We start from the raw sequence: 26,763 nt of genomic DNA, 5'->3' as shown, positions 1-26,763 counted from the left end.
GCGACCGCGTTCCCCCGCGGTCGTCTTTTTTCGTGTTACGCTGTGATCCAAGCTTCGTTTGCTGGATTTTTACGCCACTCTTGTAATTTTTTCGTTTCAGCTTGTCCGATCATACCTTTTTCTGCTGCTACTTCAGTTAATGCACTGTAGTCGCTTAAAGAGTATGATGCTACGTTAGCTGCTTCTAGTTTTTCTTTTCCTGCTTCTAGCTCGTATGTGAAGATTGATACGATTCCTAATACTTCACATCCAGCTTCGCGAAGTGCTTCTACACATGTAATTGCACTACCGCCAGTTGAAATTAAGTCTTCTACTACTACTACTTTTTGACCTTTTTCAGCTTTTCCTTCGATTTGGTTCCCTTTACCGTGACCTTTTGCTTTACTACGCACGTAGCACATTGGTAAATCCATACGATCGCTTACCCATGCAGCGTGCGCAATACCAGCAGTTGCTGTTCCTGCAATAACTTCTACAGTTGGGAAGTGCTCTTTAATTAACTCTTCTAATCCAGCTGCAATCGCTTGACGTACTTTTGGATAAGATAAAGTTAAACGATTATCACAATAAATTGGTGATTTCATACCTGAAGACCAAGTGAATGGATCATTCGGTTGTAAAAATACTGCTCCAATTTCTAATAAATGCGATGCGATTTCTTTTTTCATACTGTTACACCTTCCCACTGTTGTTTTACTGTTTTATACGCTTCAAGCGGATTTCCCGCTTTTGTAATACTACGTCCAACTACGATGTAGCTTGAGCCAAGTTCCCTCGCACGTTTCGGTGTTGCTACGCGCACCTGGTCATTTACATCATCGCTTGCAAGACGAATCCCCGGTGTTACTGTTACAAATTCATTTCCGCATACTTCACGTAATTTCGGAACTTCAAGTGTTGAACAAACAACACCATCAAGTCCACTTTCTTTCGTTAGTTTTGCATAATGAGCAACCGCTTCTTCTAACGTTTTCTCAATGCCAATCTCTTTTTTCATCATAGCTTCCGAAGTGCTTGTTAGTTGTGTAACTGCAATACAAATCGGTCTCTCTTTTCCTTCTTGCTTACCTTCCTCTAATCCCTCAATCGCAGCTTTCATCATACTGCTTCCCCCAGCAGCATGAACATTTACCATATCAACATCTAGACTAGCTAGGCTACGCATAGCGCTTTTTACTGTATTCGGAATATCATGAAGTTTTAAATCTAGGAAGATCTTATGCCCTTTTTCTTTTAAGTACGTAATAATCGCAGGGCCTTCTTTGTAAAATAACTCCATACCCACTTTGACAAATAACTCTTCCCCTTCAAAGTGGTGTAAGAATTGTTCTACATCTTGTTTCCCTGGAAAATCTAGTGCAACGATTAACGACTGTGACATGTTTGTTTCCAGCTCCTTCCTTGACATTCCGAAATATGATCAAATCCTAATTCATCTAGTAATGCTGGTAATTCTTCAATAATTGTCGGACATACGAACGGATCGATAAAGTTCGCTGTTCCAACTGCAACCGCGCTTGCGCCAGCATAGAAGAATTCAATTACATCTTCCGCAGTTTCAATACCACCCATTCCGATAATCGGAATGTTAACCGCTTGACTTACTTCATGTACCATACGAATTGCTACTGGCTTAATCGCAGGACCTGATAATCCGCCTGTACGGTTTGCTAAAATTGGTTTAGCTGTTTTTAAATCTAGACGCATACCAAGCAATGTATTAATCATCGTTAAACCGTCCGCACCCGCATTTTCAATTGCTTTTGCAATCTCCACAATGTTTGCCACGTTCGGTGACAATTTCACATATACCGGTACTTCAGAAACCTCTTTTACTCGCTTCGTTAAATCAGCAGCAATTTCAGGATTCGTACCAAAAGCGATACCACCCGTTTTTACGTTTGGACAAGAAATATTTAATTCTAGCGCATGAACATTAGGTGCCTTTGAAATTTCTTTCGCAACTGCTACATAATCCTCAGCTTGTGAGCCAGCAACATTCGCAATAATCGGAAGATCAAATTGCTCGAGAAAAGGTAATTCAGAATTCATTACCTTTTCTAATCCAGGATTTTGAAGCCCGATTGCATTTAGCATTCCGCCTGGTGTTTCCGCAACACGAGGCGTTGGGTTTCCGTAACGAGGCTGTTCTGTTGTCGCTTTAATCATAATTGATCCAAGTACACTTAAATCATAGAACTGTGCATACTCACGACCAAATCCGAAGCAACCAGATGCTGGGATGATTGGATTTTTTAATGATAACCCTGGTAATTCAACTTGCAATCTGTTCATAGTACAACCTCCCCGATTGGAAATACTGGTCCGTCGCTACACACCTTCTTGTAAGAATGTCCACTCGGATCTGCTTGTAAATGGCATACACATGCGAAACATGCTCCAATGCCACAGCCCATACGCTCTTCTAATGAAATGTAGGCTTTTCTCTCTTTATAGCGTCCTTCTAATGCACGAAGCATCGCTAAAGGTCCACATGAGTATAGAATGTCAAAGTCGATTCCATAGCTATCAATTACATCTGTTACAAAGCCTTCTGTACCATGCGTACCATCAACTGTTGCAACATACGTATCACCAAGCTCTGCGAATTTCTCTTCATAGAAGACAACATCTTTCGTTTGGAAACCTAAGATGTGAATAACGCGTACTCCCTTTGCTACAAGACGCTGTGACAATTCATATAGTGGTGGTACACCAATTCCCCCTCCAACTAATAGAGCCGTTTGTCCAGCTTCCGCTTCTTCTACAGGAAAACCATGTCCAAGTGGTCCTAACACATCTACAAGTTCGCCTTGTTTTCTTTTCGCTAATGTTTTTGTTCCTTGTCCTTCCGCACGATATAGCATTGTAAATTCGTTCTTGTCTTGATCGACATTACAAATACTAATTGGGCGGCGCAGAAGGGGCGTAATGCCCTCTGCTACCTTAATGTGTACAAACTGCCCTGGATCGTTCATTTGCTGCACTAGATCCCCTTGAAGCACTAATTCGTAAATGTTTTTTGCGATTTCTTTTTGGTTAACGACGATCATATTTTGCTTTTGCATCATGCATGTACCACCTCGTGACGCTTCGTTTGCGTAATTTCTTTCATTGAATGAGCTGAGAATGTCATAGATTCTAGTACTCGTAAGATTGCTCTCGTTGTATCAAGTGATGTTAAGCAAGCCACACCATTTTCTACTGATTCACGGCGAATGCGGAAACCATCACGCGCTGGTTGTTTGCCTTTTGTTAATGTATTGATTACAAACTGTGCTTTTCCTTGACGGATAATATCAAGTAAGTTGTATTCTTCAGAATCAATTTTATTTACAACTTGCACTGGAATGTTTTGCTCTGCTAACGATTGTGCTGTTCCAGCTGTTGCTAATAAGTTATAGCCGATTTCGTGGAAACGTTTTGCAATTTCCATTGCTTCTTCTTTATCTTTATCCGCTACAGTGATGATTACTGATCCGTGCGTTGGGATGTTAATTCCTGAAGCAACTAACCCTTTGTATAATGCTTTTTCAAGTGTTAAGTCTTTACCCATTACTTCCCCTGTTGATTTCATTTCAGGTCCTAATGTTGTATCAACTGAACGTAGCTTCGCAAATGAGAATACCGGTGCTTTTACATACACTTCTTTCTCTTCTGGGTGATAACCAGTTCCATATCCTTGTTCTACAAGATCTTGACCTAAAATAACTTTCGTTGCAACATTCGCCATCGGTACGCCTGTAATTTTACTTAAGAATGGTACTGTACGACTCGCACGTGGATTTACTTCAATTACATACACTTCATCTTTGAATACTACAAACTGAATGTTTAGTAATCCAACAATGTTTAAACCTTTTCCAAGTGCAATTGTATGTTCAATAATTTGTTCTTTCAGTTTTGCAGATAAGCTTTGCGGTGGATATACTCCGATTGAGTCACCAGAGTGAACTCCAGCGCGTTCAATATGTTCCATAATACCTGGAATGAATACATTCTCACCGTCTGAAATTGCATCTACTTCAATTTCTTTACCAACCATGTAACGATCGATTAATACTGGGTGATCTGCGTGAACTTTAACCGCATTTTTCATGTAGTGCAGCAGTTCTTCTTGACGATATACGATTTCCATCGCGCGTCCACCTAGTACGTAAGATGGTCTTACTAATACTGGGTAACCAATTTTTTCAGCGATTGCTACCGCTTGCTCTACAGTCGTTGCTGTTTTACCAACTGGTTGCGGAATACCAAGTTGTGTTAGAGCTGCTTCAAACTTATCACGATCTTCTGCACGGTCTAAATCTTCAAGTGATGTTCCTAAGATTTTCACACCGTGAGCCTCTAATTTAGCAGCTAAGTTAATTGCCGTTTGTCCACCGAATTGGACGATAACACCTTCTGGTTTTTCTAAATCGATAATGTGCATTACATCTTCGATTGTTAATGGTTCAAAGTATAATTTGTCAGAAATACTGAAGTCTGTTGAAACTGTTTCTGGATTGTTATTAACAATGATTGCCTCATATCCCGCTTCTTTAATTGCCCATACAGAGTGAACTGTTGCATAGTCAAACTCAACACCTTGACCGATACGGATTGGACCAGATCCTAGAACTACTACACTCTTACGATCTGTTCTAACTGATTCATTCTCGTCACCATATGTGCTGTAGTAGTATGGTGTTGCAGATTCAAACTCTGCCGCACAAGTATCTACCATTTTATAAACAGGAGTTATGTTGCTTTCTTTACGCATATCGTAAATTTCACGCTCTGTTTTGTTCCAAGCATTGGCGATGTAATGGTCACTGAAGCCCATTTCCTTCGCTGATTGTAATACTTCCATATTTCCTACATTTGCTTTTACTTCGCGTTCCATGTTTACGATATTTTCAACTTTTTGTAAGAAGAAGAAGTCCATTTCACACCAATTGTTGATTTCTTCTTTCGTTACACCTTGACGAATTGCTTCTGCTACAATAAACAGTCGCTCATCATCAGCTTTTATAATGCGTTTTTTCATTGTCTCTTTATCAAGCTCTTTTAAATGCTCTAACTCTAAGTGATAAACACCAAGTTCTAAAGAACGAATCGCTTTTAATAATGATTGCTCTAAGTTACGTCCGATTGACATAACTTCACCAGTTGCCTTCATTTGTGTACCCAGTGTTCTGTTTGCTGATTCAAACTTATCAAATGGCCAGCGTGGAATTTTTGAAACAACATAGTCTAATGCTGGTTCGAAACAAGCATATGTTTTTTGTGTTACTGGATTTATAATTTCATCTAATGTTAAACCGACTGCAATTTTTGCCGCTAGCTTCGCAATTGGATATCCAGTTGCTTTAGATGCTAGTGCAGATGAACGACTTACACGCGGGTTTACTTCGATTACATAATATTGGAAGCTATGTGGATCAAGTGCAAGCTGAACGTTACATCCACCTTCAATTCCTAATGCACGAATAATTCGTAATGAAGTGTTTCGTAACATTTGATATTCACGGTCACTTAATGTTTGGCTCGGTGCTACAACGATAGAATCACCTGTGTGAACCCCAACTGGATCGATATTTTCCATGTTACATACTACAATCGCGTTATCATTTGAATCACGCATTACTTCATATTCAATTTCCTTACAACCAGCAATGCTCTTTTCTAATAAACATTGTGTTACCGGACTATGTTTTAATCCACCTGATACGATTTCAATTAGTTCTTCTTCATTACTACAGATTCCGCCACCTGTTCCCCCCATTGTAAATGCTGGGCGAACAATAACTGGATATCCAATTTCTTTTACAAATTCATGTGCTTCTTCTAGCGTATGAATAATGGTACTAGATGGAATTGGTTCATTTAATTCCTGCATTAAGGTACGGAATAAATCACGATCCTCCGCTTGCTCGATTGCTGATAATTTTGTTCCTAAAATTTCAACTCCGCACTCTTCAAGTATGCCTGATTTCGCAAGTTCAACAGCCATATTCAGGCCTGTTTGACCACCTAATGTTGGTAAGATTGCATCTGGACGTTCTTTACGAATGATACGGCTTACGAATTCTAGTGTTAATGGTTCTATATATACTTTATCTGCCGTTGCAGTATCTGTCATAATTGTTGCTGGGTTAGAGTTAACAAGAATTACTTTGTAACCTTCTTCTCTAAGAGATTGACAAGCTTGTGTACCAGAGTAGTCAAACTCTGCTGCTTGCCCAATTACAATTGGTCCTGATCCGATTACTAAAATTGTGTTAATGTCTAGGCGTTTTGGCATAACTCTTCCCCTTCTTTCTTGAAGTTTTCAATCATTGCTAAGAAATCTTCGAACAAATCGTTTGCATCTTCTGGTCCTGCAGAAGCTTCTGGATGGTATTGTACTGTAAATGCTGGGAACTTCGTATGACGAAGACCTTCTACTGTTCCATCATTTAAAGCAACATGTGTAATTTCAAGTTCTGTATTTTTAACTGATTCATCTTCTACTGCGTAACCATGATTTTGAGATGTAATTGCTACTTTTCCAGTTGCAAGATGTTTTACCGGATGGTTTAAACCACGGTGACCGAATTTTAACTTACTTGTATTCGCACCAGATGCTAGAGCGAATAGTTGATGTCCTAAGCAAATTCCGAATAAAGGAACTTTACCGATAATGTCTTTTAACATTTCAATTGCTTCTGGTACATCTTTTGGATCTCCAGGTCCGTTACTTAACATAATTCCATCTGGGCTAAGACGTAAAATTTCTTCTGCTGTTGTATTGTAAGGTACTACAATTACATCACAGTCACGTTTATTTAATTCTCGTAAAATACCATGTTTCATTCCGAAGTCTACAAGTACAACTCGGTGTCCACGGCCTGGGCTTGGGTATGGATCTTTCGTTGATACGCGTTTCACGTGATCTGTAAAGACTGTCGCTTTTAATTGGCTCACGATGTATTCCACATCTGCATCCATGTTACATAGACGTCCACGTAATGTACCGTATTGACGAATTTTTCTCGTTAATTTTCTTGTATCAATTCCTGCTAACCCTGGGATATTTCTTTCTTTTAAGTAATCATTTAACGAAATTTCATTACGGAAGTTTGATGGATGATCACAAATTTCGTTTACGATTAAACCATTTACAGATGGGTGAATTGATTCAAAATCGTCACGGTTGATGCCGTAGTTTCCGATTAATGGGTACGTGAATGTTACGATTTGACCGCAATATGATGGATCAGATAATGTTTCTTGATATCCAGTCATTCCTGTTGTAAATACAACCTCACCTGACTTTTCGATTTCTCCTCCGAAACCTTTTCCAATTAATACTGTTCCATCTTCTAAGATAAGTTGTCTTTTCATACTAATGCACTCTCCTTTTGCCATGCGATCTTACCACCAACGATTGTCATTACCGGCCATCCTTGGCATTTCCAACCTGCGAATGGTGTATTTTTTCCTTTTGATAAGAATGTTGTTGGGTCAATCTCTTCTTCTTGTTCTAAATCAATGATTGTAATATCAGCTGTTCTACCTTCTTTCAGGCGACCTGCTTCTAAGCCGAATGTATCAGCTGGTTTTTCTGTTAAGAATTGAATTAACTGCTCTAATGTAATAATTCCTTTTTTCACAAGGTTTGTGTATAGAAGTGGGAATGCTGTTTCAAAACCAGTAATTCCGAATGGTGCTCTTTCAATTCCTTGCGCTTTCTCTTCCGCTGTATGCGGTGCATGATCAGTTGCGATCATATCAATTGTTCCATCTAATAAACCTTCAATTAGTGCTGCGTGATCTTCTTTTCCACGAAGCGGCGGGTTCATTTTAAAGTTAGGATCAGCTGATGGGATATCATCTTCACATAACACTAAGTGATGAGGTGTTACTTCTGCTGTTACTTTAATTCCAGCGCGTTTCGCATCTCGAATTACGCGTACAGAACCTTTCGTACTTACGTGACATACGTGATAGTGACAATCTGCCGCTTCAGCAAGCAGTATATCCCTTGCAATATGTACAGATTCACATACTGATGGGATACCGTTTAATCCGTGTTTCTCAGAAAACTTCCCTTCATGTACACAACCTTTATTAATAAGAGTATTCTCTTCACAATGCGCAACTACTGCCATATTTAATTTCGCTGCACGCTTCATAGCAGCTAACATCATGCTAGCATCTTGTACGCCTACACCGTCATCAGTGAAAGCAAATGCTCCAAGTTCTTTTAATGTTTCGAAATCTGTCATTTCAGAACCAGCTTGGCGTACTGTAATTGCTCCGTATGGTAGTACGTTGACATGCGCTTTTTCTTTAATACGATTTTGCAAGTCTTCCATATGTTCTCTGCAATCTGGTACTGGGCGTGTATTTGGCATTGCACAAATTGTAGTGAACCCACCTTTTGCCGCTGCTAGTGTACCTGTTTCAATTGTTTCTTTATGTTCACCACCTGGTTCACGAAGGTGTACGTGTACATCTACTAATCCAGGTGCGATTAACTTTCCGTTCACATCGATTACTTCAGCATTATCTGCCGTAATATTTTCTGCTACCTTAGCGATTTTACCGTCTTGTACGAGAAGATCTGTTGCTACGATTTTTCCTTCTTCATTCATATAACGACCATTTTTAAACAAGTAATTCATGTTTCATTCCTCCTAATACATTTGGTAAGGCGCGTTTTAGTACAGCCATTCTTACGTAAACTCCATTTTCCATTTGTTTAAATATGCGTGAACGCTCACACTCAACAAGTTCACTTGCAATTTCAACATCACGGTTTACAGGAGCTGGATGCATAATAATGCTTCCTTCTTTCATACGCTTTTCTCTTTCCACTGTTAATCCGTGTTTCTCATGATACTCTTTCATAATGTCTGTTTCATAATGATCATGACGCTCATGTTGTACACGAAGTAACATCATTACATCCACTTCTGGAACAAGTTCATCTAATGGTTTGTATGTTCCAAACGTGCTGTCTTCATCTTTCCACTCTTCTGGACTTGCAAAGTAAATTGTTGCACCCAGTTTCGTTAATGCTTCTGCATTAGAACGTGCTACTCGGCTATGACGAATATCTCCTACTATCGCAATCTTTAATCCTTCAAATCTTCCAAACTCTTGTTTAATTGTAAGAAGATCGAGTAGGCACTGCGTTGGATGGTTTCCACATCCATCTCCAGCGTTTAAGATTGGGATATTTACCTGTTCTTTTAGTTCATCGAAGTAGCGATCTTGCTCATGGCGGACGATCACCGCTTTTGTTCCGATTGATTCCAGTGTTCTTATCGTATCGTATAAAGTTTCTCCTTTTTGTACGCTTGATGCATCCGCTGAAAAGTTTAAAACTTCAAGTCCTAATCTCTTCTCAGCAACTTCAAAGCTAAATCTCGTTCTCGTACTATTCTCAAAGAACAAGTTCGCAACAAAAGTTTGCTCTGTCGTTTTGCTCTCTTTTCCATTCGCGAAATCTTCTGCGTCTTTTAGGATTTCTGAAATTTCTACTTCCGATAATTCACTCATCGTTAACAAATGGCTCATCGTCATCCCTCATCTTTCTGATTTTTATGTTACCACTTTTGTATTTTTATAACAACTTTTGTATAAAAATACCCTAGTCATTTGAGACTAGGGTGCAAGGAAGAAGCCACCCTTTCCGGTCTCACAGGACTGAATTAAAAGGTTATTATTATGAAGCAATCTGCTTAGATTGTTTTATTTGTTTCGTTTCCGGTAGTAGTAGATTTAATAGTACACCCACAATTGCTGCTAGTGCCATTCCTTCTACTTGGAACGATTCTCCTACGTGGAGTACCGCTCCACCAATACCGATTACTAGTATTACTGATGCAATCATTAAGTTTCGTTTGTCACTTAGGTCTGTTTTATCATCTACCATCATGCGTAATCCGCTTGATGCAATTACACCGAATAGTAAGATTGATACACCACCCATAACTGGTGTTGGGATCGAATGAATCAGTGCAGAAATCTTACCGATAAATCCGAACATGATTGCAAACACTGCTGAGCCGATGAATAAGTATACACTGTATGCTCTCGTAATTGCTAACACACCGATGTTTTCACCATACGTTGTATTCGGTGGTCCACCTATTAGTGATGCAATCAATGTTGCTATTCCATCACCGAAGATTGAGCGATGTAAACCTGGTTTTTCAATTAAATCTCTTTTAATAACATTTCCTAGTACAATTTGATGTCCGATATGTTCTGAAATTGTTACTAATGCTACTGGTACCATCAAGAGTACAATCTTCCACGAAAACTCCGGAGTATATGTTACAAATGGTACTGTGAAATCTGGTACAACAAACCATTTTGCCTCAGCTACCGGCTTTAAGTTTACTAGCCCTTGGAAGTAAGCAAAGATATATCCGCCGATAATGCCCAGTAACACTGGTATGATACTGAAAAACCCTCTTCCGAATATAGAGCAGATAATTGTAATTGCTAATGTTACTAATGCTACTGAAAAGTGTGTAAAGCTATATTTGCCATCCGCACCGTTCATCGCCATGTTAACTGCTGTATGTGCTAAAGCTAGACCGATTACCATTACGACTGGACCAACTACGATTGGCGGAAGTAATTTCATAATCCACTCTGATCCTGACTTCTTAATTCCGAGTGAGATTAAGATGTACACAAGTCCTGCAAACAAACCACCAAGCATTGCTGCTCCAGGTCCACCTGCTGTTTTCGCTGTTATAATCGGTGCGATAAAGGCGAATGATGATCCTAGATAGGCAGGTACTTGACCTTTCGTTATAAGAAGAAACGCTAGCGTTCCTAATCCACTTGATATTAATGCTACTGACGGATTCAATCCTGTTAAAAACGGAACAAGCACTGTTGATCCAAACATCGCGAACAAATGTTGTATACTTAAAAATAACCATTTTCCCGGTTTCGGTACTTCATTAACGTCTAACACTGGCTTTTGTTCCATTGTTACATCCTCCTTCAGTTTAAATCTTTGCAATAAAAAAACTCTTTGTGCCTGTGCACAAAGAGTCCTACACTTTCGTATGCCAAATTTGACATATGAAAGCCAAGACCCTTTGGCAGCCTCACAGGACTACATTTAAAAGGGCTTTACTTATCGTATATGCTTACTCGATCTTGTTGATCTGTCTCTTGCAAATCAACTTCGATACGCTCTTCACTTGATGTTGGAATGTTCTTTCCTACATAATCAGCGCGAATTGGTAGTTCACGATGACCTCTATCAACAAGAACCGCCAGTTGGATTTGTGATGGTCTACCTAAATCCATAAGAGCATCCATTGCTGCTCGAACTGTTCTTCCTGTATATAATACATCATCCACAAGGATAACTTTTTTCTTCGTAATATCTACAGGGATATCAGAACCTTTTACAAGTGGTTCTTCATTTTTCGATTGTAGTGTTAGATCATCACGATATAACGTAATATCTAGCTCTCCAACTTCCATTTCTTTTCCTTCAATTTGACCAATTCGTTCTGCCAAACGTTGTGCAATAAAAATTCCACGAGTTTTAATTCCGACAAGAACACAATTATCGACACCTTTATTTCGTTCCACGATTTCATGACTAATTCGTGTTAAAGCGCGGCGAATCATTTGGTCATCTAAAACGACAGCTTTCTCTTGCATGCTCTACACCTCCAAGCTTTTTTCTTGCGTGAGAGTAATGGTATAAAAAAAGTCCTCTCAGCGTGTGCGAGAGGACTTTTGAAAAAAGGGTACAGCATACCCTATATATTTCAAACCGTTACCTTCTCAACCTCACGGGGCTGTGTTAAAGGATCATTATTTAACTGTTGTCAGTATCTCAGTTTTCTTATGATTTGTCAATACTATTTCCGTAAAATATTTAATGCGTCTTCAAACACTTCTGGAATCGGTGCCTCAAACTGAATATATTCACCAGTACGAGGATGGTCAAACCCTAAAATACCTGCGTGAAGTGCTTGTCCATTCATGTCTAATGTTTTCTTCGGACCATACTTCGGATCTCCTGCAAGTGGATAGCCAATATATTTCATATGAACACGAATTTGGTGCGTACGTCCCGTTTCTAAGCGACATTCTACAAGTGTAAAATCTTTAAAGCGTTCTAACACCTGGAAGTGTGTAACAGCATTCTTACCATTTTCATCAACTGTCATGCTTTGACGTTCTTTCTTATCGCGACCAATTGGCGCATCGATCGTTCCTTTATCATGCGGAATCACACCGTGTACAATCGCTTTGTAACGTCTTGTTACTGTTTTTGCTACAAGTTGATTTACAAGTGACTCATGCGCCACATCATTTTTAGCAACCATTAATAGTCCAGATGTATCTTTATCAATACGATGCACAATACCAGGACGCATTACACCGTTAATACCTGACAGGTCTGTACAATGGTGCATAAGTCCGTTTACAAGCGTACCGCTTGTATGCCCTGGAGCTGGATGTACAACCATACCACGTGGCTTATTTACAACGAGTACATCTGCATCTTCATAATAAATTTCTAAGCCCATATCTTCTGCTTGGATATCTAACTCTTCTGGATCAGGAATCGTTACTGTAATTTCATCGTTTTCTTTAACTTTATAATTCACTTTTACCGATTTTCCATTAACTGTAACGACATCATCTTTAATCCATTGTTGTACTTGTGAACGTGACCATTCACTGTTTATTTCTGCAACGAATTTATCAATTCGCTCACTTTTTTGTTCTTCTGCAACTGTTACTTGTACTACTTCACTCATTCAATTACTCCTTCGTTTTCTTGCCTTCTAATAATGTTTGAATAATAATTAATACAACACCAATACATAATGCTGAATCAGCTATATTGAATACTGGATAGTTGTACGAGAAAATATACACGTGAATGAAATCCACTACTTCTTGTCTAAATACACGATCAATGAAATTACCAATTGCTCCGCCTAATATTAGACCTAATGAAATCCCTAGAAGTTTGTCTGTTTTCGCATATTTTTGCATATAAATTACGATAAATACTACAAAAACGACTGTAATAATGTAGAAAAACCACATTTTATTTTCTAAAATCCCCCAGGCAGCTCCTCTATTTCGATGTGATGTTATGTATAATACATTATCGATAATCGGAATGCTCGTACCCAATTCCATGTTCTTTACAATTAGCCATTTCGATATTTGATCGATGGCAATGACAAATAACGCTATTACATAATATATCATTTTCATTTCCCCCACAAAGACAGTGTACCTCAAAATTTTAGCATAGCTGCAACCTTTTCACAATGAACCTTTATAGAAGAATAAAATAAATTAAAAAAAGGTAATATAATATCGTTGTGCGCATTCATACATTTACTTTTTCATAGAAAAATTCATGAATGGTACGGGCAGTCGGCATCGTCTTCATTTGTTTTACCGAAATTGCTCTCCCTGTTTCTTCACAAATACCATACATATCTATTTCCATTTTAAATAATGCACGTTCTACATCTTTTAAGTCCTCTTTTATATCATGTAATAGGAGTTTTTTCTTTATCTCTTCCTTAATTTCATATCCAAGCTCTTCGCTAAACTCTGTATCATATTTGTGCATGACCTCTTTAGCTAGCCTCTCTTGTAACTCTTTTCGCATCAATTGCAATTCTTCTTTGATTTCCATATACATTTCATTCACGTGTACATTCCTCCCAGCTGCAATGTACGATTAGTGTGTCCGAAATTTCTATGCTTACCTCACACACATTTTTCCTTCATAGGAAAGAGAGTGAAAGTTATTTTAATATATCATCAATAAAAAAACTGACTGTACTTACGCACAGTCAGTTTTTTTATTATTTTACGTAGTTTTCTTTAACAACTGTTGCACAACGCTCACATAATGTTTCATGTTCAGCGTCTTTACCAATTGTTTCTGAAACTACCCAACAACGTTCACATGTTTCACCAGTTGCTTGAGCAACAACAACCGCTGTATGCTCGTACTTCGGCGCATCTGCTGGCGCTTCTTCCATCATACCACCAAGTTTATACTCAGAAACGATGAATAATTGCTTTAAGTCTTCGCTAATAGACTCTAACATAGTTTTCATTTCTACAGTCGGATATAGCGTAATACTTGCATTTAATGACTTACCGATTACTTTCTCATTACGAGCTACTTCTAACGCTTTTAATACGTCATCACGCAGCGTCATAAATGCATCCCATTTTGTTTTTAATGCTTCCGCACCATCTAATTGTACAGCTTCTGGCATATTAGTTAATTGTACACTTTCTTCTGTTACACCCGGAATGTATGGCCATACTTCATCAGCTGTATGCGGTAAGATTGGTGTTACAAGTTTCGTCAATGCAACAAGAACATCATATAATACAGTTTGAATCGCACGACGATCTTCATGGTTTGCACCTTCAATGTATAAAATGTCTTTTGCAAAGTCTAAGTAGAATGAACTTAAATCAATTGTACAGAAGTTATGAATTGCATGATACACAGCAGCGAAGTCGTATGTTTCATATGCTTCTTTTACTTTTGTAATTAAGTCATTTAATTTCACTAACATGTAACGATCTACTTCACGAAGTTCAGCTACAGCTACTGTATTTTCACTTGGCTTAAAGTCATCTAAGTTTCCTAATAAGAAACGGAATGTGTTACGGATTTTACGATACACTTCTGCTACTTGTTTTAAAATATCATCTGAAATACGTACATCAGATTGATAGTCAACAGAAGATACCCATAAGCGTAAAATATCTCCACCTAATTGATCCATAATTTTCTTCGGTACGACGATGTTTCCAATCGACTTACTCATTTTACGTCCTTCACCATCTAATACGAAACCATGGCTTAGTACGCCTTTATATGGAGCTTTACCTGTTACAGCAACTGCTGTTGATAATGAAGAGTTAAACCAACCACGATACTGGTCAGATCCTTCTAAATATAAATCAGCTGGACGTTGTAAGTCTTCGCGCTCTTCTAATACTGCTTGGTGAGAAGAACCTGAATCGAACCATACATCCATGATGTCTGTTTCTTTACGGAATTCACCATTTGGGCTACCTGTATGTGTAAATCCTTCTGGTAATAGATCTTTCGCTTCACGCTCAAACCATACGTTAGAACCGTGCTCACGGAATAAATCTGCTACATGGTTAATTGTTTCATCTGTAATAATTGGATCACCATTCTCTGCATAGAATACAGGGATTGGCACACCCCATGCACGCTGACGAGAAATACACCAGTCACCACGGTCACGAACCATATTATGAAGACGAGTTTCTCCCCATGCTGGTACCCATTTTGTTTCCGCAACAGCTTCTAATAATTCTTTACGGAACGCTTCAATAGATGCAAACCACTGTGCTGTCGCACGGAAAATAATTGGTTTTTTCGTTCTCCAATCATGTGGGTATGAATGCGTAATGAATGTTAGCTTCAGTAACGCGCCTACTTCTTCTAATTTTTCTGTAATTGGCTTGTTAGCTTTATCATAGAATAAGCCTTCAAATCCAGGTGCTTCATTTGTTAATACACCTTTATCATCAACTGGGCAAAGTACTTCTAATCCATACTTTTTACCAACAACGAAGTCATCTTCCCCGTGTCCTGGTGCTGTATGAACACAACCTGTACCTGCATCTGTTGTTACGTGATCTCCTAGCATAACTAATGAATCACGATCGTAGAATGGATGTTTTGCAACTGTATACTCAAGTTCGCTACCTTTTACCGTTTTCACAACTTCAGCATTTTCCCACGCTAATGTTTTTGCAACTGTCTCAAATAGTTCAGAAGCAATAATATATTTTTCATCATTTACTTTTACAATAGCGTATTCAAGTTCTGGGTGAACAGAAATACCTAAGTTTGCAGGTAACGTCCAAGGTGTTGTTGTCCAGATAATGAATTTCTCATCACCTTCTAATACGTTCTTTCCGTCTTTTACAGGGAATGCTACGTAAATAGATGCTGATTTTTTATCTTGGTATTCAATTTCAGCTTCTGCTAAAGCTGATTCACTCGTTGGAGACCAGTAAACTGGTTTCTGTCCTTTATAGATATAACCTTTTTTCGCCATATCACCGAACACTTTAATTTGTTGCGCTTCATAAGCCGGCTCTAAAGTAATATATGGGTTATCCCAATCTGCACGTACACCTAAACGCTTAAATTGTTCACGTTGACGTTCTACTTGTTCATATGCATACTCTGCACATAACTTACGGAACTCAGCAACTGTCATTTCTTTACGCTTTACACCTTTATTTGTTAAAGCTTGCTCAATTGGTAAACCGTGTGTATCCCAACCCGGTACATATGGTGCGCAGTATCCAGTCATTGATTTATAACGAACAATAAAGTCTTTTAACACTTTATTTAATGCATGTCCCATATGAATGTCACCATTCGCATATGGAGGTCCATCATGCAGTACAAATAAAGGACGACCTTTCGTATGTTCTTGTACCTTTTCATAAATATCCATTTCAGCCCACTGTTCTTGCATTGCAGGCTCACGTTTTGGTAAATTCCCACGCATTGGGAACTCTGTTTTTGGCATTAGTAATGTATTTTTGTACTCCATGCTCAATTCCTCCTTACATGTATAAAAGAAACACTTAAAAAACGGAATAAAAAAGAGACCTTCTCATCCCAAAAAGGGACGAGAAAGTCTCCCGCGGTACCACCCTAGTAGACCCTATACGTATGTATACAATCCTCTTTATATTCTTAACGCGAATATACGCCTACGCTTACTCTATTTGTTCAGCGCGGAACTCCAGGGTGATATTCCCATTATCTCCTTATCCTGAGCTTACACCATCCTCAGTTCGCTATATAAGGTATGAAAAAGGTACTTATCCCTATCTTCGTTTTTCTTAATAAATATGTTGTTTAAAATTATATGTAATAATGAGAAAAACGTCAAGCTTACACTGTTTCTTCTTTTTTCAACAGTTCATCTACTTCGTCTTCTAACTCAATTAGTTTATCCCAATCATCGTTGTTTAACATTTCAAGCTGTGTCTCTAATAACATACGGAAACGAGTGCGGAATACTTTCGCTTGTTTCTTTAGCTCTTCAATATCAAAGGCAACTTTTCTTGATTTTACTAACGCTTCGTTAATAATACGGTCTGCATTCTTTTCAGCTTCACGTACGATTAATTTTGCTTCTTTTTGCGCATTACGTTTTACTTCTTCCGCTGCTTCTTGTGCAACGATGATAGATTTGTTTAACGTATCTTCAATATTAGAGAAATGATCTAACTTCCCTTCTAATTGCGCAACTTTTTCTTCTAAAGCTTTTTTCTCACGAATGACTAATTCATAATCTTTGATAATTTGATCAAGAAACTCATTTACTTGATCTTCATCATAGCCACGGAATCCGCGACCAAATTCTTTGTTATGAATATCTAATGGTGTTAACGGCACAACGCCACCTCCAAGTAGTTATCTAAATTTCCTATTTCAATTATATCTTTTCTTCGACAAAATAGGAGGATTTCCTTCTAAAAAACCAATCATTTTAGTATACCATACAAAATTCTCCATTTGTCGCGCTTTGTTCTACCTTCTACAGAAAACAATTTACTTCGTCCATATCCTCTCACTGAAAAAACATCTCCTGGATAACATTCATAAGAAGTTTGCTCCACTGTTTTCCAATTAACTTTTACTAAACCATTTTTTATGAAAGGTTGTACTTTTTGTCTGGATATATGTAACATTTCAGCTAACATAACATCTAAACGAAGTGAAGAAACCGTTCCAGATTTCTCTCCCCACGTTTCTTGCATCTGTAGAATTTTTTCTCCTTGCACTGGTGATAAGGAGACTTTCACTTTCCCTATAGATTGTAAGTTCATCTCAATATAAGATACAACTTCTTTCGCGACTACAATTTGGGCACGATCTTCTTGAAGCAAAATATCGCCACATTTTTCTCTCGTTAAACCAAGAGACATAAATGTACCTAATATTTGCCTATGTTCTAGCGTATAAAACTTGGAAGGATAGTCAATTTCCAATACTTCTACTTGAAATTCCTCTTCATTCACTACTAGATAGTCCGGATAAATGAGTGCTCTCTTACGCTCTGCATGAGGCGTTGCACCATCAAACTGTACAGCAACATCCCCTTGTCCTATTACCATAGTGACAATTTGTTGTTGTCTTGGATCAAGGAAGTCTGTTAACTTCACTTGATGGTACTCCGCTGCTCGCTTCCACTCTAACACCTTATCCACAAAGACCTCTTCATCGGGTCTGAAATGTTCATAGATGCTCATGTATTTAACCTCTTACTATAAGAAATAGTTGAATATACTTATTAAACCATTCGTAGCAAGCTTTAACGTGAAAATCGCAACGAGTGGAGAGATATCAATCATACCAAGCGGCGGAATAAATCTGCGAAATGGTTCTAAATACGGTTCACAAATACGCGCAAGAATTTCTCCAAAAGTTGATTCCTTTGCACCAGGGAACCATGATAGAAGAATGTAAATAATAAGTGCCCACGAGTAGATCTCGATAGCAGTAATTAAAACGTTTAAAACTGTTACCATGGCGTATTACCACCTCTTTATATTTGTGTCTTCTTCTTCACCGAATAACTCTGAAATTGCACCAACAATATCTACATTTTCAGGGGTACACATAAATGTTTTCGGTCCTATTTTTTGAATGTCCCCGCCTATAGCGTATACAGTACCACTTAAAAAGTCAACGATACGTACAGCTTGATCAGTAGACATTCGTTGTAAATTAATCACAACAGCTCGTCTACCTTTTAAATGGTCCGAAATCCCTTGTGCTTCCGAATATGTGCGTGGTTCTAATAAAACAACTTTTGAAGATTGCTTTGCCGTTTCAATGCTCACAACATTTTGTTTCGGTTGCGCTTTTGGAAACGCAACATCTTGTTGTTCTGGCGGATCTTGCTGCTTCTTCATGTCTGTTTGCTCCTTTTCATAACTATATTGAGCTGCTTCTTTTTCTTCCGGTGTATCAAAAAAGAAGTATTTTACTTTTGACCAACTCATAATAAGATTCTCCTTCCTTTTACGCTTTTCCTACTAAAATCGTCCCCAAACGAATATATGTAGCACCTTCTTCAATTGCAATCGTGTAATCATTAGACATTCCCATTGATAATTCTTTACATGGCGCATGTAATAATTCTAGCTCCTGCACCTCTGTTTGTAGCATACACAACTCCTTAAAACAGCGTCTGATTTCTTCCTCTTCTTCTGTAAACGGAGCCATTGTCATTAGTCCCACCACTTCAATCTTATCCAATTCTTGCAAACTTTGAATAAAAGAAACGGTTTCTTCTATTGCCAATCCTTGCTTTGATTCTTCAGGTGATGTTTTCACTTGAATAAAACATTTCACTTTCTTATCAGCACGTTTTTGAATTTCTTTTGCAAGTGAAAGACGATCTAACGAATGTAAATAATCAATTTCATTAATGATTTCTTTTACTTTTCTCGTTTGTAATGATCCAATAAAATGCCAATTCACTTTTGAACCGAAATGTTCGTACTTCTGTAAGAAACTTTCATTTCTATTTTCACCTAAATCGATAATTCCAGCTTCAATTACTTCGTTTGTTTTTTCAATTCCTACCGTTTTTGTAACCGCAACGAGTTTAATATCTTGCAACGAACGTCCCGCTCGTACGCAAGATTGTTTAATTGCTTCATTTACAGTTGTTAAATTTTTTTGTACTGTCACTTGCTTTCTTCCTCCTTAAAACCTATGAAACTCAACATTCTTCCTGTCTTACCTTGATCACGACGATGAGAGAAAAATAGTTGTTCTTCACAGCTTGTACAAAGAGATGACATTACAATATTCTCTTCTTTTATGCCTGATTGTACACATAATATACGATTAATTTCTTTTAAATTAATTGCGTACTGCCCATCAGAAATTTTTTTATAAGGGACAGAGCCGTTTACTACTTGCTCTGCTGCTGTTAACACTCGATCATCAACAACGTAACAACAAGATCCAATTGCTGGTCCAATTGCAACATGAATTTCATCACTTGAAATCCCTTCTGCATTCCATTTTTGAATCATTTCCTTTGCAATCTCTTTTACAGTCCCTTTCCATCCAGCATGCGCAAGTCCTATCATACCATGTGATGGTGCATAAAAATAGAGTGGAACACAATCCGCGTAACATGATGTTAGAAGAACATCATTATTAGTCGTATAAATGCCATCTGTTTTTGAAATGCCGTCTTCATATGAATAGACGCCACTTCCTTTTTCCTGTTGTCCTACTTTTTCAACATGATGATCATGAACTTGTTCAGAGCAAATCCAGTTTTCTAATGGTTTTTGTAACTTATTTGCTAAAATGCGTCTGTTTTCATGAACGTTCTCCACGATATCATTCACATGTAATCCTAAATTCATCGCATGAAAGGAGCCCGTACTTACCCCACCATCTTTTGTCGTAAATCCAGCAGTAATGTTTCCAAGTTCTTTCCACGCTTGTAAATACAGTATACCGTCCACATATTTAAATGGTTGTCTCATAAAGTGACTCCTTTTAATTAAAATAACATAAAAAAGCATGGTACTTCCTGTCTATTTTACCATACTTTTATTTTTTCATAATGCCAACAGAAAAAAAAGAGGAATTTGTAATATTCTTTATGAAATTGTCGGTGTTTGTATTGATTCTGTTACAGAATTAACAGGATTCACTCTAACAAGTATGACATCTTCCCCAATTTTCATAATTTCCTCCCAAGGAATTACAATTTCTACATCCTTCCCAAAGATCCCTAACATACGTGCCTGTTTGGAAATAATAATAGACCCGATCTTCCCTGTGTTCATATCAATTTCAATATCTCCAATATTCCCAAGCCTTTTTCCATCTGAAACATTTATTATCTCTTTCATCTGCAACTCCGAAATTCTTATCATTTTCATCCTCTCCCTTATATATGACGAATTGAAAAAAACACTGTTTCTCAAATTAACAGGAAGCACCCTCTACTAATCCCATATTATTTTCATTATATGAACACAGCTTCCCTACTATGAGCGAAGACAAACTATATTACATATAAAAAGGTTTCACCATAAATGGTGAAACCTTATCCTTGAATCGTCTTATTCATTTGTTTAATAGCTGATTTCTCTAAACGTGACACTTGTGCTTGAGAAATCCCAATTTCTTCTGCAACTTCCATTTGTGTCTTTCCTTGAAAGAAACGTTTTCGAATAATCATTTTCTCACGATCATTTAAACGCTTCATCCCTTCTTTCAGTGCTAACTCTTCAACCCACTGCTCGTCCTTTTGTTTTTCATCACTTAACTGATCCATAACAAAGATAGGATCTCCCCCATCGTTATAAATCGGTTCAAATAATGACACTGGATCTTGAATCGCATCTAATGCAAAAACAATTTCTTCATGAGTCACTTCAAGCACTTTTGCAATATCCATTGCTGTTGGTTCTTTTGAATTTTCTGCAATCAATTTCTCTCTTACTTGTAACGCTTTATACGCAATATCTCGTAATGATCGAGATACGCGAATCGGATTATTATCACGCAAATATCTGCGTATTTCCCCAATAATCATCGGCACAGCATACGTTGAAAATTTTACATTTTGGCCTAAATCAAAGTTATCAATGGATTTCATAAGTCCGATGCAACCAACTTGAAATAAATCGTCAACATATTCTCCTCTGTTATTAAATCTTTGGATGACGCTCAGTACAAGACGTAAGTTTCCATTCACTAATTTCTCTCTTGCGCTTATCTCTCCACTTTGCATTTCACGAAATAATTTACGCATTTCATCATTTTTTAGTACGGGAAGTTTAGCTGTATCAACACCGCAAATTTCTACTTTGTTTCTCGTCAAAGTGTTCCCTCCTATCGGGAGTTGCTGTACAGTGTAAAGTATTTCCTTTGAAGGGGATTTTATGCATGCGGTTTTCTCTTCATTTTTCATTTTCGTTGTCTCTTCTCATACAACGAAAGAGAATAAGACCAGCCTAGATAACGGCTGGTCTTATTCTTTACACCATTTTATTAAATTCTTTTCGTAATCTTTTTATGATTCTTTTTTCTAAACGCGAAATGTATGACTGTGAAATCCCAAGCATATCCGCCACATCTTTTTGCGTCTTTTCCTCTTCTCCAGCAAGCCCAAACCGAAGTTCCATAATTTGTTTTTCACGATCATTTAATTGATGCAATGCTTTCATTAGAAGATGACGATCTACAGTAGCTTCTAAATCTTTTGTAATAATATCATCATCTGTACCTAATACATCTGATAACAAAAGTTCATTCCCATCCCAATCGATGTTAAGCGGTTCGTCAAAAGAAACTTCTGAACGATTTTTATTATTCCGACGCAAATGCATTAAAATTTCATTTTCTATACAACGTGAGGCATATGTCGCTAATTTTATTTTCTTTTCCGGATTAAATGTATTCACTGCTTTAATAAGGCCGATTGTTCCTATACTAATCAAATCTTCAATATTTATCCCTGTATTTTCAAACTTTCTTGCTATATATACAACTAACCGTAAGTTGCGTTCAATCAGTAACGATCTTGCTGCCTGATCTCCTTTTGGCAATTTATTCAAAAGAACTTCCTCTTCTTCTTTCGTTAACGGTGGTGGCAACGCTTCACTTCCACCGATATAATAAATTTCATCGGTCTTAATTCCTAATTTCAACAATACTTTATACCAAAGGTATACTAAATAAAATTTTAATTTCATCATATTATCCCGCCTCCCATTATTAAGCAATTACCATTTTTTGTGAAATTAACATTTTCGGATGCACAATACATTGATACTCTCCATTGGTTGACAACTGTTGTGTATTTAATCCAATCAATACTTTGCTGACTACAATAGAACTACCTTCATGATAAATTTGCACACTGTCTGGCTTAATTGCCCATAAAAATTGATTCTCTACTCCTACTGCTCTGAAAGGAATTAAGCGTAATTTTGTCGCCCAGCCAGAATCATTTTCTGGTATTTGAGGAATCTCTGTTTTGGAATAAATTTGTTCTGTTAACCAAGCTGGCAAGCAATGCTCTAATGATGAAATATGCATAATCATAACGGGTGTTTTTGTTAACGGGTCGTAAAGTTGGTTCCCACTATCAATTAAACCTGCGAGTTCTAGTTCCTCTTCAGCTAATTGAATTTTCAATTTCACAATTTGGTCATAGTGTATTTTTGTAACCTCTACGCTTTCAATACGCTTTTTAGAAAAATAATAAATTACTGGAAAACCAAAAACAACAAACAACCAGCTAATTGGATCACCGTAAGAAATTGATTGAGATTGAACCAATCCATTTACCATTTCATTCGTTTGCAAAAAGAAATGAGTCCCAATTAACCCTCCGCCAACCATAAAGGTTACAAAGTAAAAAGTAAAAACAGTTTGTGCATAGTTTCTAAACGTTGTAAACCCAAATGCTGTATACACAATAAGTAACGAGTACAGTAGTTTCATAATTGGATGTGTCATCATAGAAGCAAAAGGAGTAAAGGCAAAAATAACAATGGTTGAACCTATAAATGCCCCTAACACAAGCCTCCATCTTTTGATCTTCTTTTTTAACACGGTTGCTGTTAATAAAAGTAAAAGAAAATCAATGCAGGCGTTTAACAACCAAACAACGTCGGCGTAAACAACCAAACAATTCACCTCTTTTTTTAAGTTGAGACTAGTATAATGCATATCCAATAGGAAAGTGTGTCAATTTGCGGAGGTGTTTTTTTGTTATTTTGTGCTTTCTAGACAAAATCTGTCGGTAAAAAATAAAAGTATATGTTTCATAGAACACTATATCTTTTTACTTATATATTAAGTGAAACTTTAATCACCCCGCACCAATCAGGCTGCCCAGCAAATAGCGGGATAAATCGAAATATATAAAATAAAAAAAGACCTGCTTAGCAGATCTTTTCCCTGTATAAAACAAAAAAGGAGCATAAAAGCTCCTTTTCTTTTATCGTCTACGACGGTTACGTAAGAATGCTGGAATATCAATGTCATCTGAATCTGTATGACGCTCATGCACAACCGGCTCTTCACGTTTCATTTCACGCTTAACTTCACGTTGTTTTGAAGGTTGAGCTACTTGCTGTTGCTGTTGTTGCGTGTGATTCGCAGTCGGACGGATAATTGGTTTTGGTGGCTGCGTCGAAGCACTATCATCAAAACCAGTTGCAATTACAGTTACAACGATATCATCTTTTAATCCTTCATTAATAACAGAACCGAAGATCATATTTACTTCTGGATCTGAAGCTGAAGCTACAATGTCTGCCGCTTCTTGTACTTCATATAAGCTTAAGTTAGCTCCACCCGTAATGTTCATGATAACACCTTGAGCTCCATCGATAGATGTTTCTAATAATGGACTAGAAATCGCTTTTTTCGCAGCTTCAGCAGCTCGATTTTCTCCATTACCAGAACCAATACCCATTAAAGCAGAACCTCTATTAGACATAATTGTCTTTACGTCTGCGAAGTCTAAGTTAATTAAACCTGGTGTTGCAATTAAATCAGAAATACCTTGAACACCTTGACGTAATACGTTATCTGCTTCACGGAATGCTTCTAACATCGGCGTATTTTTATCAACAATCTCTAATAAGCGATCGTTTGGAATTACAATAAGTGTATCTACATTTTCTTTAAATGCCGCAATACCAGATGCTGCTTGCGTTGCACGTTTACGTCCTTCAAATGTAAATGGACGTGTCACAACACCAACTGTTAATGCACCTAATTCTTTTGCAACTTGAGCAACAACTGGAGCTGCACCAGTTCCAGTTCCGCCGCCCATACCAGCAGTTACGAAGACCATATCTGCACCACGAAGTGCTTCTTGGATCTGTTCTTTACTTTCTTCTGCAGCTTTTTTCCCTACTTCAGGGTTTGCACCTGCACCAAGTCCACGTGTTAATTTTCCACCAATTTGCATTTTTGTTTCAGCTTTTGATAGATTTAATGCTTGTGCATCAGTATTCACAGCGATAAAGTCTACACCTTGTACACCGTGTTCAATCATACGGTTTACAGCATTGTTTCCGCCACCGCCGACACCGATAACTTTTATATTCGCTAATTGATCTTGAGTAGTATCAAACTCTAACATGTCGAAATCCCCCTAGAACCTCATTTTTCGTGTCCAATTTTAATCCCATAAATAACGGAATACACGTTTTACTTTTGACATCATACGTTCATCATTTTGATTATTATTGTTTTGATTACGAGTTTTTTGTTTCGCAGGTTGCTGTTGTACCGGCGTTGGTGCTGGTGCTGGTACTGGTTCAAAATGTTCTTGCTTTTCCTGCACATTTTTTCCACGTAATTTAGCTTTTTGATAAGAATGTTTAATTAATCCTACTCCACTTGTATATTGGGGCTCACGCACACCAATATAATCAGGAGTCGCTATACGAACATTTTCATGTAAAATATCATATGCAAGATCAAGAACACCCGGCATAGAAGCAATTCCACCAGTTAGTACATAGCCAGAAGCTACTTGCTTTACTCCTAACTTACGCACTTCATCTTGAACAAACATTAAAATTTCCTCTACACGAGCCTCTATTATATCCGATAATTCCAACTGAGAATATTGTTCTGTTTGATCGCTTCCCATAATAGAAACCGTAAACATCTCTTCTTCAGATGCTGTATCATAAAAAGCATGTCCATATTTCAACTTTATTTGATCTGCATTGTCTGTTGAAGTTTTCAACCCAATCGCAATATCCTTCGTTATATGGTCTCCACCTAACGGTAATACGCTCGTCGCTTGTAACTCTCCATCTTTAAAAATAGATAAAGTTGTAGATCCTCCCCCCATATCAACAAGGGCTACTCCTCTATTTTTTTCATCTGAAGATATAGCAACTGTTGCAGCCGCTAAAGGTTGAAGACAAATATCAACTATTTCAAGACCTGCTTTTTCTACACAACGAAGTAGGTTATGTAGTAAAGTTCTCGAGCCTGTTATAAGTGTACCTTCCATTTCTAATCTTACACCGATCATCCCGCGTGGATCGTTAATCTCGTCAAGACCGTCTACGATGAACTGTCGAGGTACCACATCAATAAACTCACGCTCTGGAGCAATTGACACAACTTGTGCTGCATCTAGAACGCGTAAGACATCTTCATTCCCGATTTCACGATCTTCATTTGAAACAGCGACTACTCCGTGACAAGGAAGTAGCTGTACCTGGTTTGCATTGACACCTACTACAACTTGCTCAATGTGGATTCCCACCATGCGCTCAGCTTGTTCAATTGCTTTTTTAATTGATCGAACAGTTTCGTCTATATCAACTATCGATCCCTTCTTTAAACCATTTGATTTTACATTTCCAACACCAATAATGTTTAAGCTGTCATTAACCATTTCACCAATGATGACTTTAACATTGGATGTACCGATGTCAAGACTAACATATATTTCATTGCTGTTCATTCTTTGGCACCTCCTTCTTTATTTATACCATACAACTCAATATATGGAACAACAATCGCAACTTTACTATTTATAAGAAAAATATTCAACGTCTTTATACGTTTCCCTTTTTTAACCCTATATTTTTCTTATTTTTATTTAACATTCATTTAAGAATATCGCAGTAAACTGTGAATAACTGCTTATC

26 protein-coding genes and 1 other annotated feature are annotated in these 26,763 nt (G+C 37.6%); all 26 genes read right to left on the bottom strand.

Annotated elements, in window-relative coordinates; translation table 11 throughout:
- Positions 1 to 35: 35 nt before the first annotated feature.
- Complete coding sequence (gene pyrE / locus ACSG5Z_RS13215) at positions 36 to 668, bottom strand: orotate phosphoribosyltransferase (RefSeq protein WP_000711449.1); 633 nt, start codon at positions 666 to 668, stop codon at positions 36 to 38.
- Positions 665 to 1,381, bottom strand: coding sequence for an orotidine-5'-phosphate decarboxylase (gene pyrF / locus ACSG5Z_RS13210; protein WP_097889662.1), 717 nt, complete (start codon positions 1,379 to 1,381; stop codon positions 665 to 667). The genes pyrE and pyrF overlap by 4 nt, the downstream gene beginning before the upstream one ends.
- A complete protein-coding gene (pyrD, locus tag ACSG5Z_RS13205) occupies positions 1,366 to 2,295 on the bottom strand; it encodes a dihydroorotate oxidase B catalytic subunit (RefSeq protein ID WP_001081053.1) in 930 nt (309 codons plus the stop codon). Before pyrD ends, pyrF begins: the two co-directional genes overlap by 16 nt.
- Positions 2,292 to 3,071 (bottom strand): dihydroorotate oxidase B electron transfer subunit, encoded by a 780-nt coding sequence (gene pyrK / locus ACSG5Z_RS13200; RefSeq protein ID WP_000983346.1) that lies wholly within the window; start codon positions 3,069 to 3,071, stop codon positions 2,292 to 2,294. The genes pyrD and pyrK overlap by 4 nt, the downstream gene beginning before the upstream one ends.
- Positions 3,068 to 6,286: a carbamoyl-phosphate synthase large subunit gene (gene carB, locus ACSG5Z_RS13195; RefSeq protein ID WP_097889661.1), complete on the bottom strand. Its 3,219-nt coding sequence runs from the start codon at positions 6,284 to 6,286 to the stop codon at positions 3,068 to 3,070. Before carB ends, pyrK begins: the two co-directional genes overlap by 4 nt.
- Positions 6,271 to 7,368, bottom strand: a complete 1,098-nt coding sequence (locus tag ACSG5Z_RS13190; RefSeq protein ID WP_097889660.1) for a carbamoyl phosphate synthase small subunit — start codon at positions 7,366 to 7,368, stop codon at positions 6,271 to 6,273. The genes carB and ACSG5Z_RS13190 overlap by 16 nt, the downstream gene beginning before the upstream one ends.
- Complete coding sequence (gene pyrC, locus ACSG5Z_RS13185; protein ID WP_001108374.1) at positions 7,365 to 8,651, bottom strand: dihydroorotase; 1,287 nt, start codon at positions 8,649 to 8,651, stop codon at positions 7,365 to 7,367. The genes ACSG5Z_RS13190 and pyrC overlap by 4 nt, the downstream gene beginning before the upstream one ends.
- Entirely contained in the window at positions 8,635 to 9,549 is a 915-nt protein-coding gene (gene pyrB / locus ACSG5Z_RS13180) for an aspartate carbamoyltransferase (RefSeq protein ID WP_048546070.1), read from the bottom strand. The genes pyrC and pyrB overlap by 17 nt, the downstream gene beginning before the upstream one ends.
- Before the next feature lie 148 nt (positions 9,550 to 9,697).
- Positions 9,698 to 10,981: a uracil permease gene (gene uraA, locus ACSG5Z_RS13175; protein ID WP_000435919.1), complete on the bottom strand. Its 1,284-nt coding sequence runs from the start codon at positions 10,979 to 10,981 to the stop codon at positions 9,698 to 9,700.
- Between the two features lie 146 nt (positions 10,982 to 11,127).
- Entirely contained in the window at positions 11,128 to 11,670 is a 543-nt protein-coding gene (gene pyrR, locus ACSG5Z_RS13170; protein WP_001156490.1) for a bifunctional pyrimidine operon transcriptional regulator/uracil phosphoribosyltransferase, read from the bottom strand.
- A gap of 203 nt (positions 11,671 to 11,873) precedes the next feature.
- Positions 11,874 to 12,782, bottom strand: coding sequence for an RluA family pseudouridine synthase (locus ACSG5Z_RS13165; protein ID WP_000005846.1), 909 nt, complete (start codon positions 12,780 to 12,782; stop codon positions 11,874 to 11,876).
- A 4-nt stretch (positions 12,783 to 12,786) separates the two neighbouring features.
- Positions 12,787 to 13,245 (bottom strand): lipoprotein signal peptidase LspA, encoded by a 459-nt coding sequence (gene lspA, locus ACSG5Z_RS13160; protein ID WP_000642186.1) that lies wholly within the window; start codon positions 13,243 to 13,245, stop codon positions 12,787 to 12,789.
- 124 nt (positions 13,246 to 13,369) lie between these two features.
- Positions 13,370 to 13,699 carry a TraR/DksA C4-type zinc finger protein gene (locus tag ACSG5Z_RS13155; RefSeq protein WP_001004658.1) on the bottom strand — a complete coding sequence of 110 codons (330 nt, stop codon included), beginning with the start codon at positions 13,697 to 13,699 and terminating at the stop codon, positions 13,370 to 13,372.
- A gap of 157 nt (positions 13,700 to 13,856) precedes the next feature.
- Positions 13,857 to 16,622: an isoleucine--tRNA ligase gene (ileS2, locus tag ACSG5Z_RS13150; RefSeq protein ID WP_435711517.1), complete on the bottom strand. Its 2,766-nt coding sequence runs from the start codon at positions 16,620 to 16,622 to the stop codon at positions 13,857 to 13,859.
- 71 nt (positions 16,623 to 16,693) lie between these two features.
- Positions 16,694 to 16,918, bottom strand: a binding site (T-box leader).
- A gap of 51 nt (positions 16,919 to 16,969) precedes the next feature.
- Entirely contained in the window at positions 16,970 to 17,476 is a 507-nt protein-coding gene (gene divIVA, locus ACSG5Z_RS13145; RefSeq protein ID WP_001131609.1) for a septum site-determining protein DivIVA, read from the bottom strand.
- Between the two features lie 89 nt (positions 17,477 to 17,565).
- Positions 17,566 to 18,333, bottom strand: a complete 768-nt coding sequence (locus ACSG5Z_RS13140; protein WP_000029706.1) for a YlmH family RNA-binding protein — start codon at positions 18,331 to 18,333, stop codon at positions 17,566 to 17,568.
- A 15-nt stretch (positions 18,334 to 18,348) separates the two neighbouring features.
- Positions 18,349 to 18,612: a YggT family protein gene (locus tag ACSG5Z_RS13135; RefSeq protein ID WP_000259082.1), complete on the bottom strand. Its 264-nt coding sequence runs from the start codon at positions 18,610 to 18,612 to the stop codon at positions 18,349 to 18,351.
- A gap of 6 nt (positions 18,613 to 18,618) precedes the next feature.
- Positions 18,619 to 19,089: a cell division protein SepF gene (locus tag ACSG5Z_RS13130; protein ID WP_000119131.1), complete on the bottom strand. Its 471-nt coding sequence runs from the start codon at positions 19,087 to 19,089 to the stop codon at positions 18,619 to 18,621.
- Between the two features lie 19 nt (positions 19,090 to 19,108).
- A complete protein-coding gene (locus ACSG5Z_RS13125; protein WP_087985071.1) occupies positions 19,109 to 19,783 on the bottom strand; it encodes a YggS family pyridoxal phosphate-dependent enzyme in 675 nt (224 codons plus the stop codon).
- Positions 19,780 to 20,598: a peptidoglycan editing factor PgeF gene (gene pgeF / locus ACSG5Z_RS13120; protein WP_046956465.1), complete on the bottom strand. Its 819-nt coding sequence runs from the start codon at positions 20,596 to 20,598 to the stop codon at positions 19,780 to 19,782. Before pgeF ends, ACSG5Z_RS13125 begins: the two co-directional genes overlap by 4 nt.
- Positions 20,599 to 20,715: 117 nt before the next feature.
- On the bottom strand, positions 20,716 to 20,994 hold the full coding sequence (locus ACSG5Z_RS13115) for a YlmC/YmxH family sporulation protein (RefSeq protein ID WP_000619414.1): 279 nt from the start codon (positions 20,992 to 20,994) through the stop codon (positions 20,716 to 20,718).
- Between the two features lie 173 nt (positions 20,995 to 21,167).
- Entirely contained in the window at positions 21,168 to 21,947 is a 780-nt protein-coding gene (sigG, locus tag ACSG5Z_RS13110) for an RNA polymerase sporulation sigma factor SigG (protein WP_000197753.1), read from the bottom strand.
- 157 nt (positions 21,948 to 22,104) lie between these two features.
- Positions 22,105 to 22,824, bottom strand: coding sequence for an RNA polymerase sporulation sigma factor SigE (gene sigE, locus ACSG5Z_RS13105; protein ID WP_000976947.1), 720 nt, complete (start codon positions 22,822 to 22,824; stop codon positions 22,105 to 22,107).
- 19 nt (positions 22,825 to 22,843) lie between these two features.
- Positions 22,844 to 23,761: a sigma-E processing peptidase SpoIIGA gene (gene spoIIGA, locus ACSG5Z_RS13100; protein WP_000261976.1), complete on the bottom strand. Its 918-nt coding sequence runs from the start codon at positions 23,759 to 23,761 to the stop codon at positions 22,844 to 22,846.
- Between the two features lie 313 nt (positions 23,762 to 24,074).
- Positions 24,075 to 25,229, bottom strand: a complete 1,155-nt coding sequence (gene ftsZ / locus ACSG5Z_RS13095; RefSeq protein WP_000888983.1) for a cell division protein FtsZ — start codon at positions 25,227 to 25,229, stop codon at positions 24,075 to 24,077.
- Positions 25,230 to 25,268: 39 nt separating this feature from the next.
- A complete protein-coding gene (ftsA, locus tag ACSG5Z_RS13090; protein WP_435711516.1) occupies positions 25,269 to 26,576 on the bottom strand; it encodes a cell division protein FtsA in 1,308 nt (435 codons plus the stop codon).
- Positions 26,577 to 26,763 lie beyond the last annotated feature (187 nt).

This window comes from Bacillus pretiosus, assembly GCF_051294775.1.
In the GTDB taxonomy this organism is placed as follows: Bacteria; Bacillota; Bacilli; order Bacillales; family Bacillaceae_G; genus Bacillus_A; species Bacillus_A wiedmannii.
Note: the sequence above shows the minus strand (reverse complement) of the source record. Positions and strands in the feature narration are given on the sequence as shown.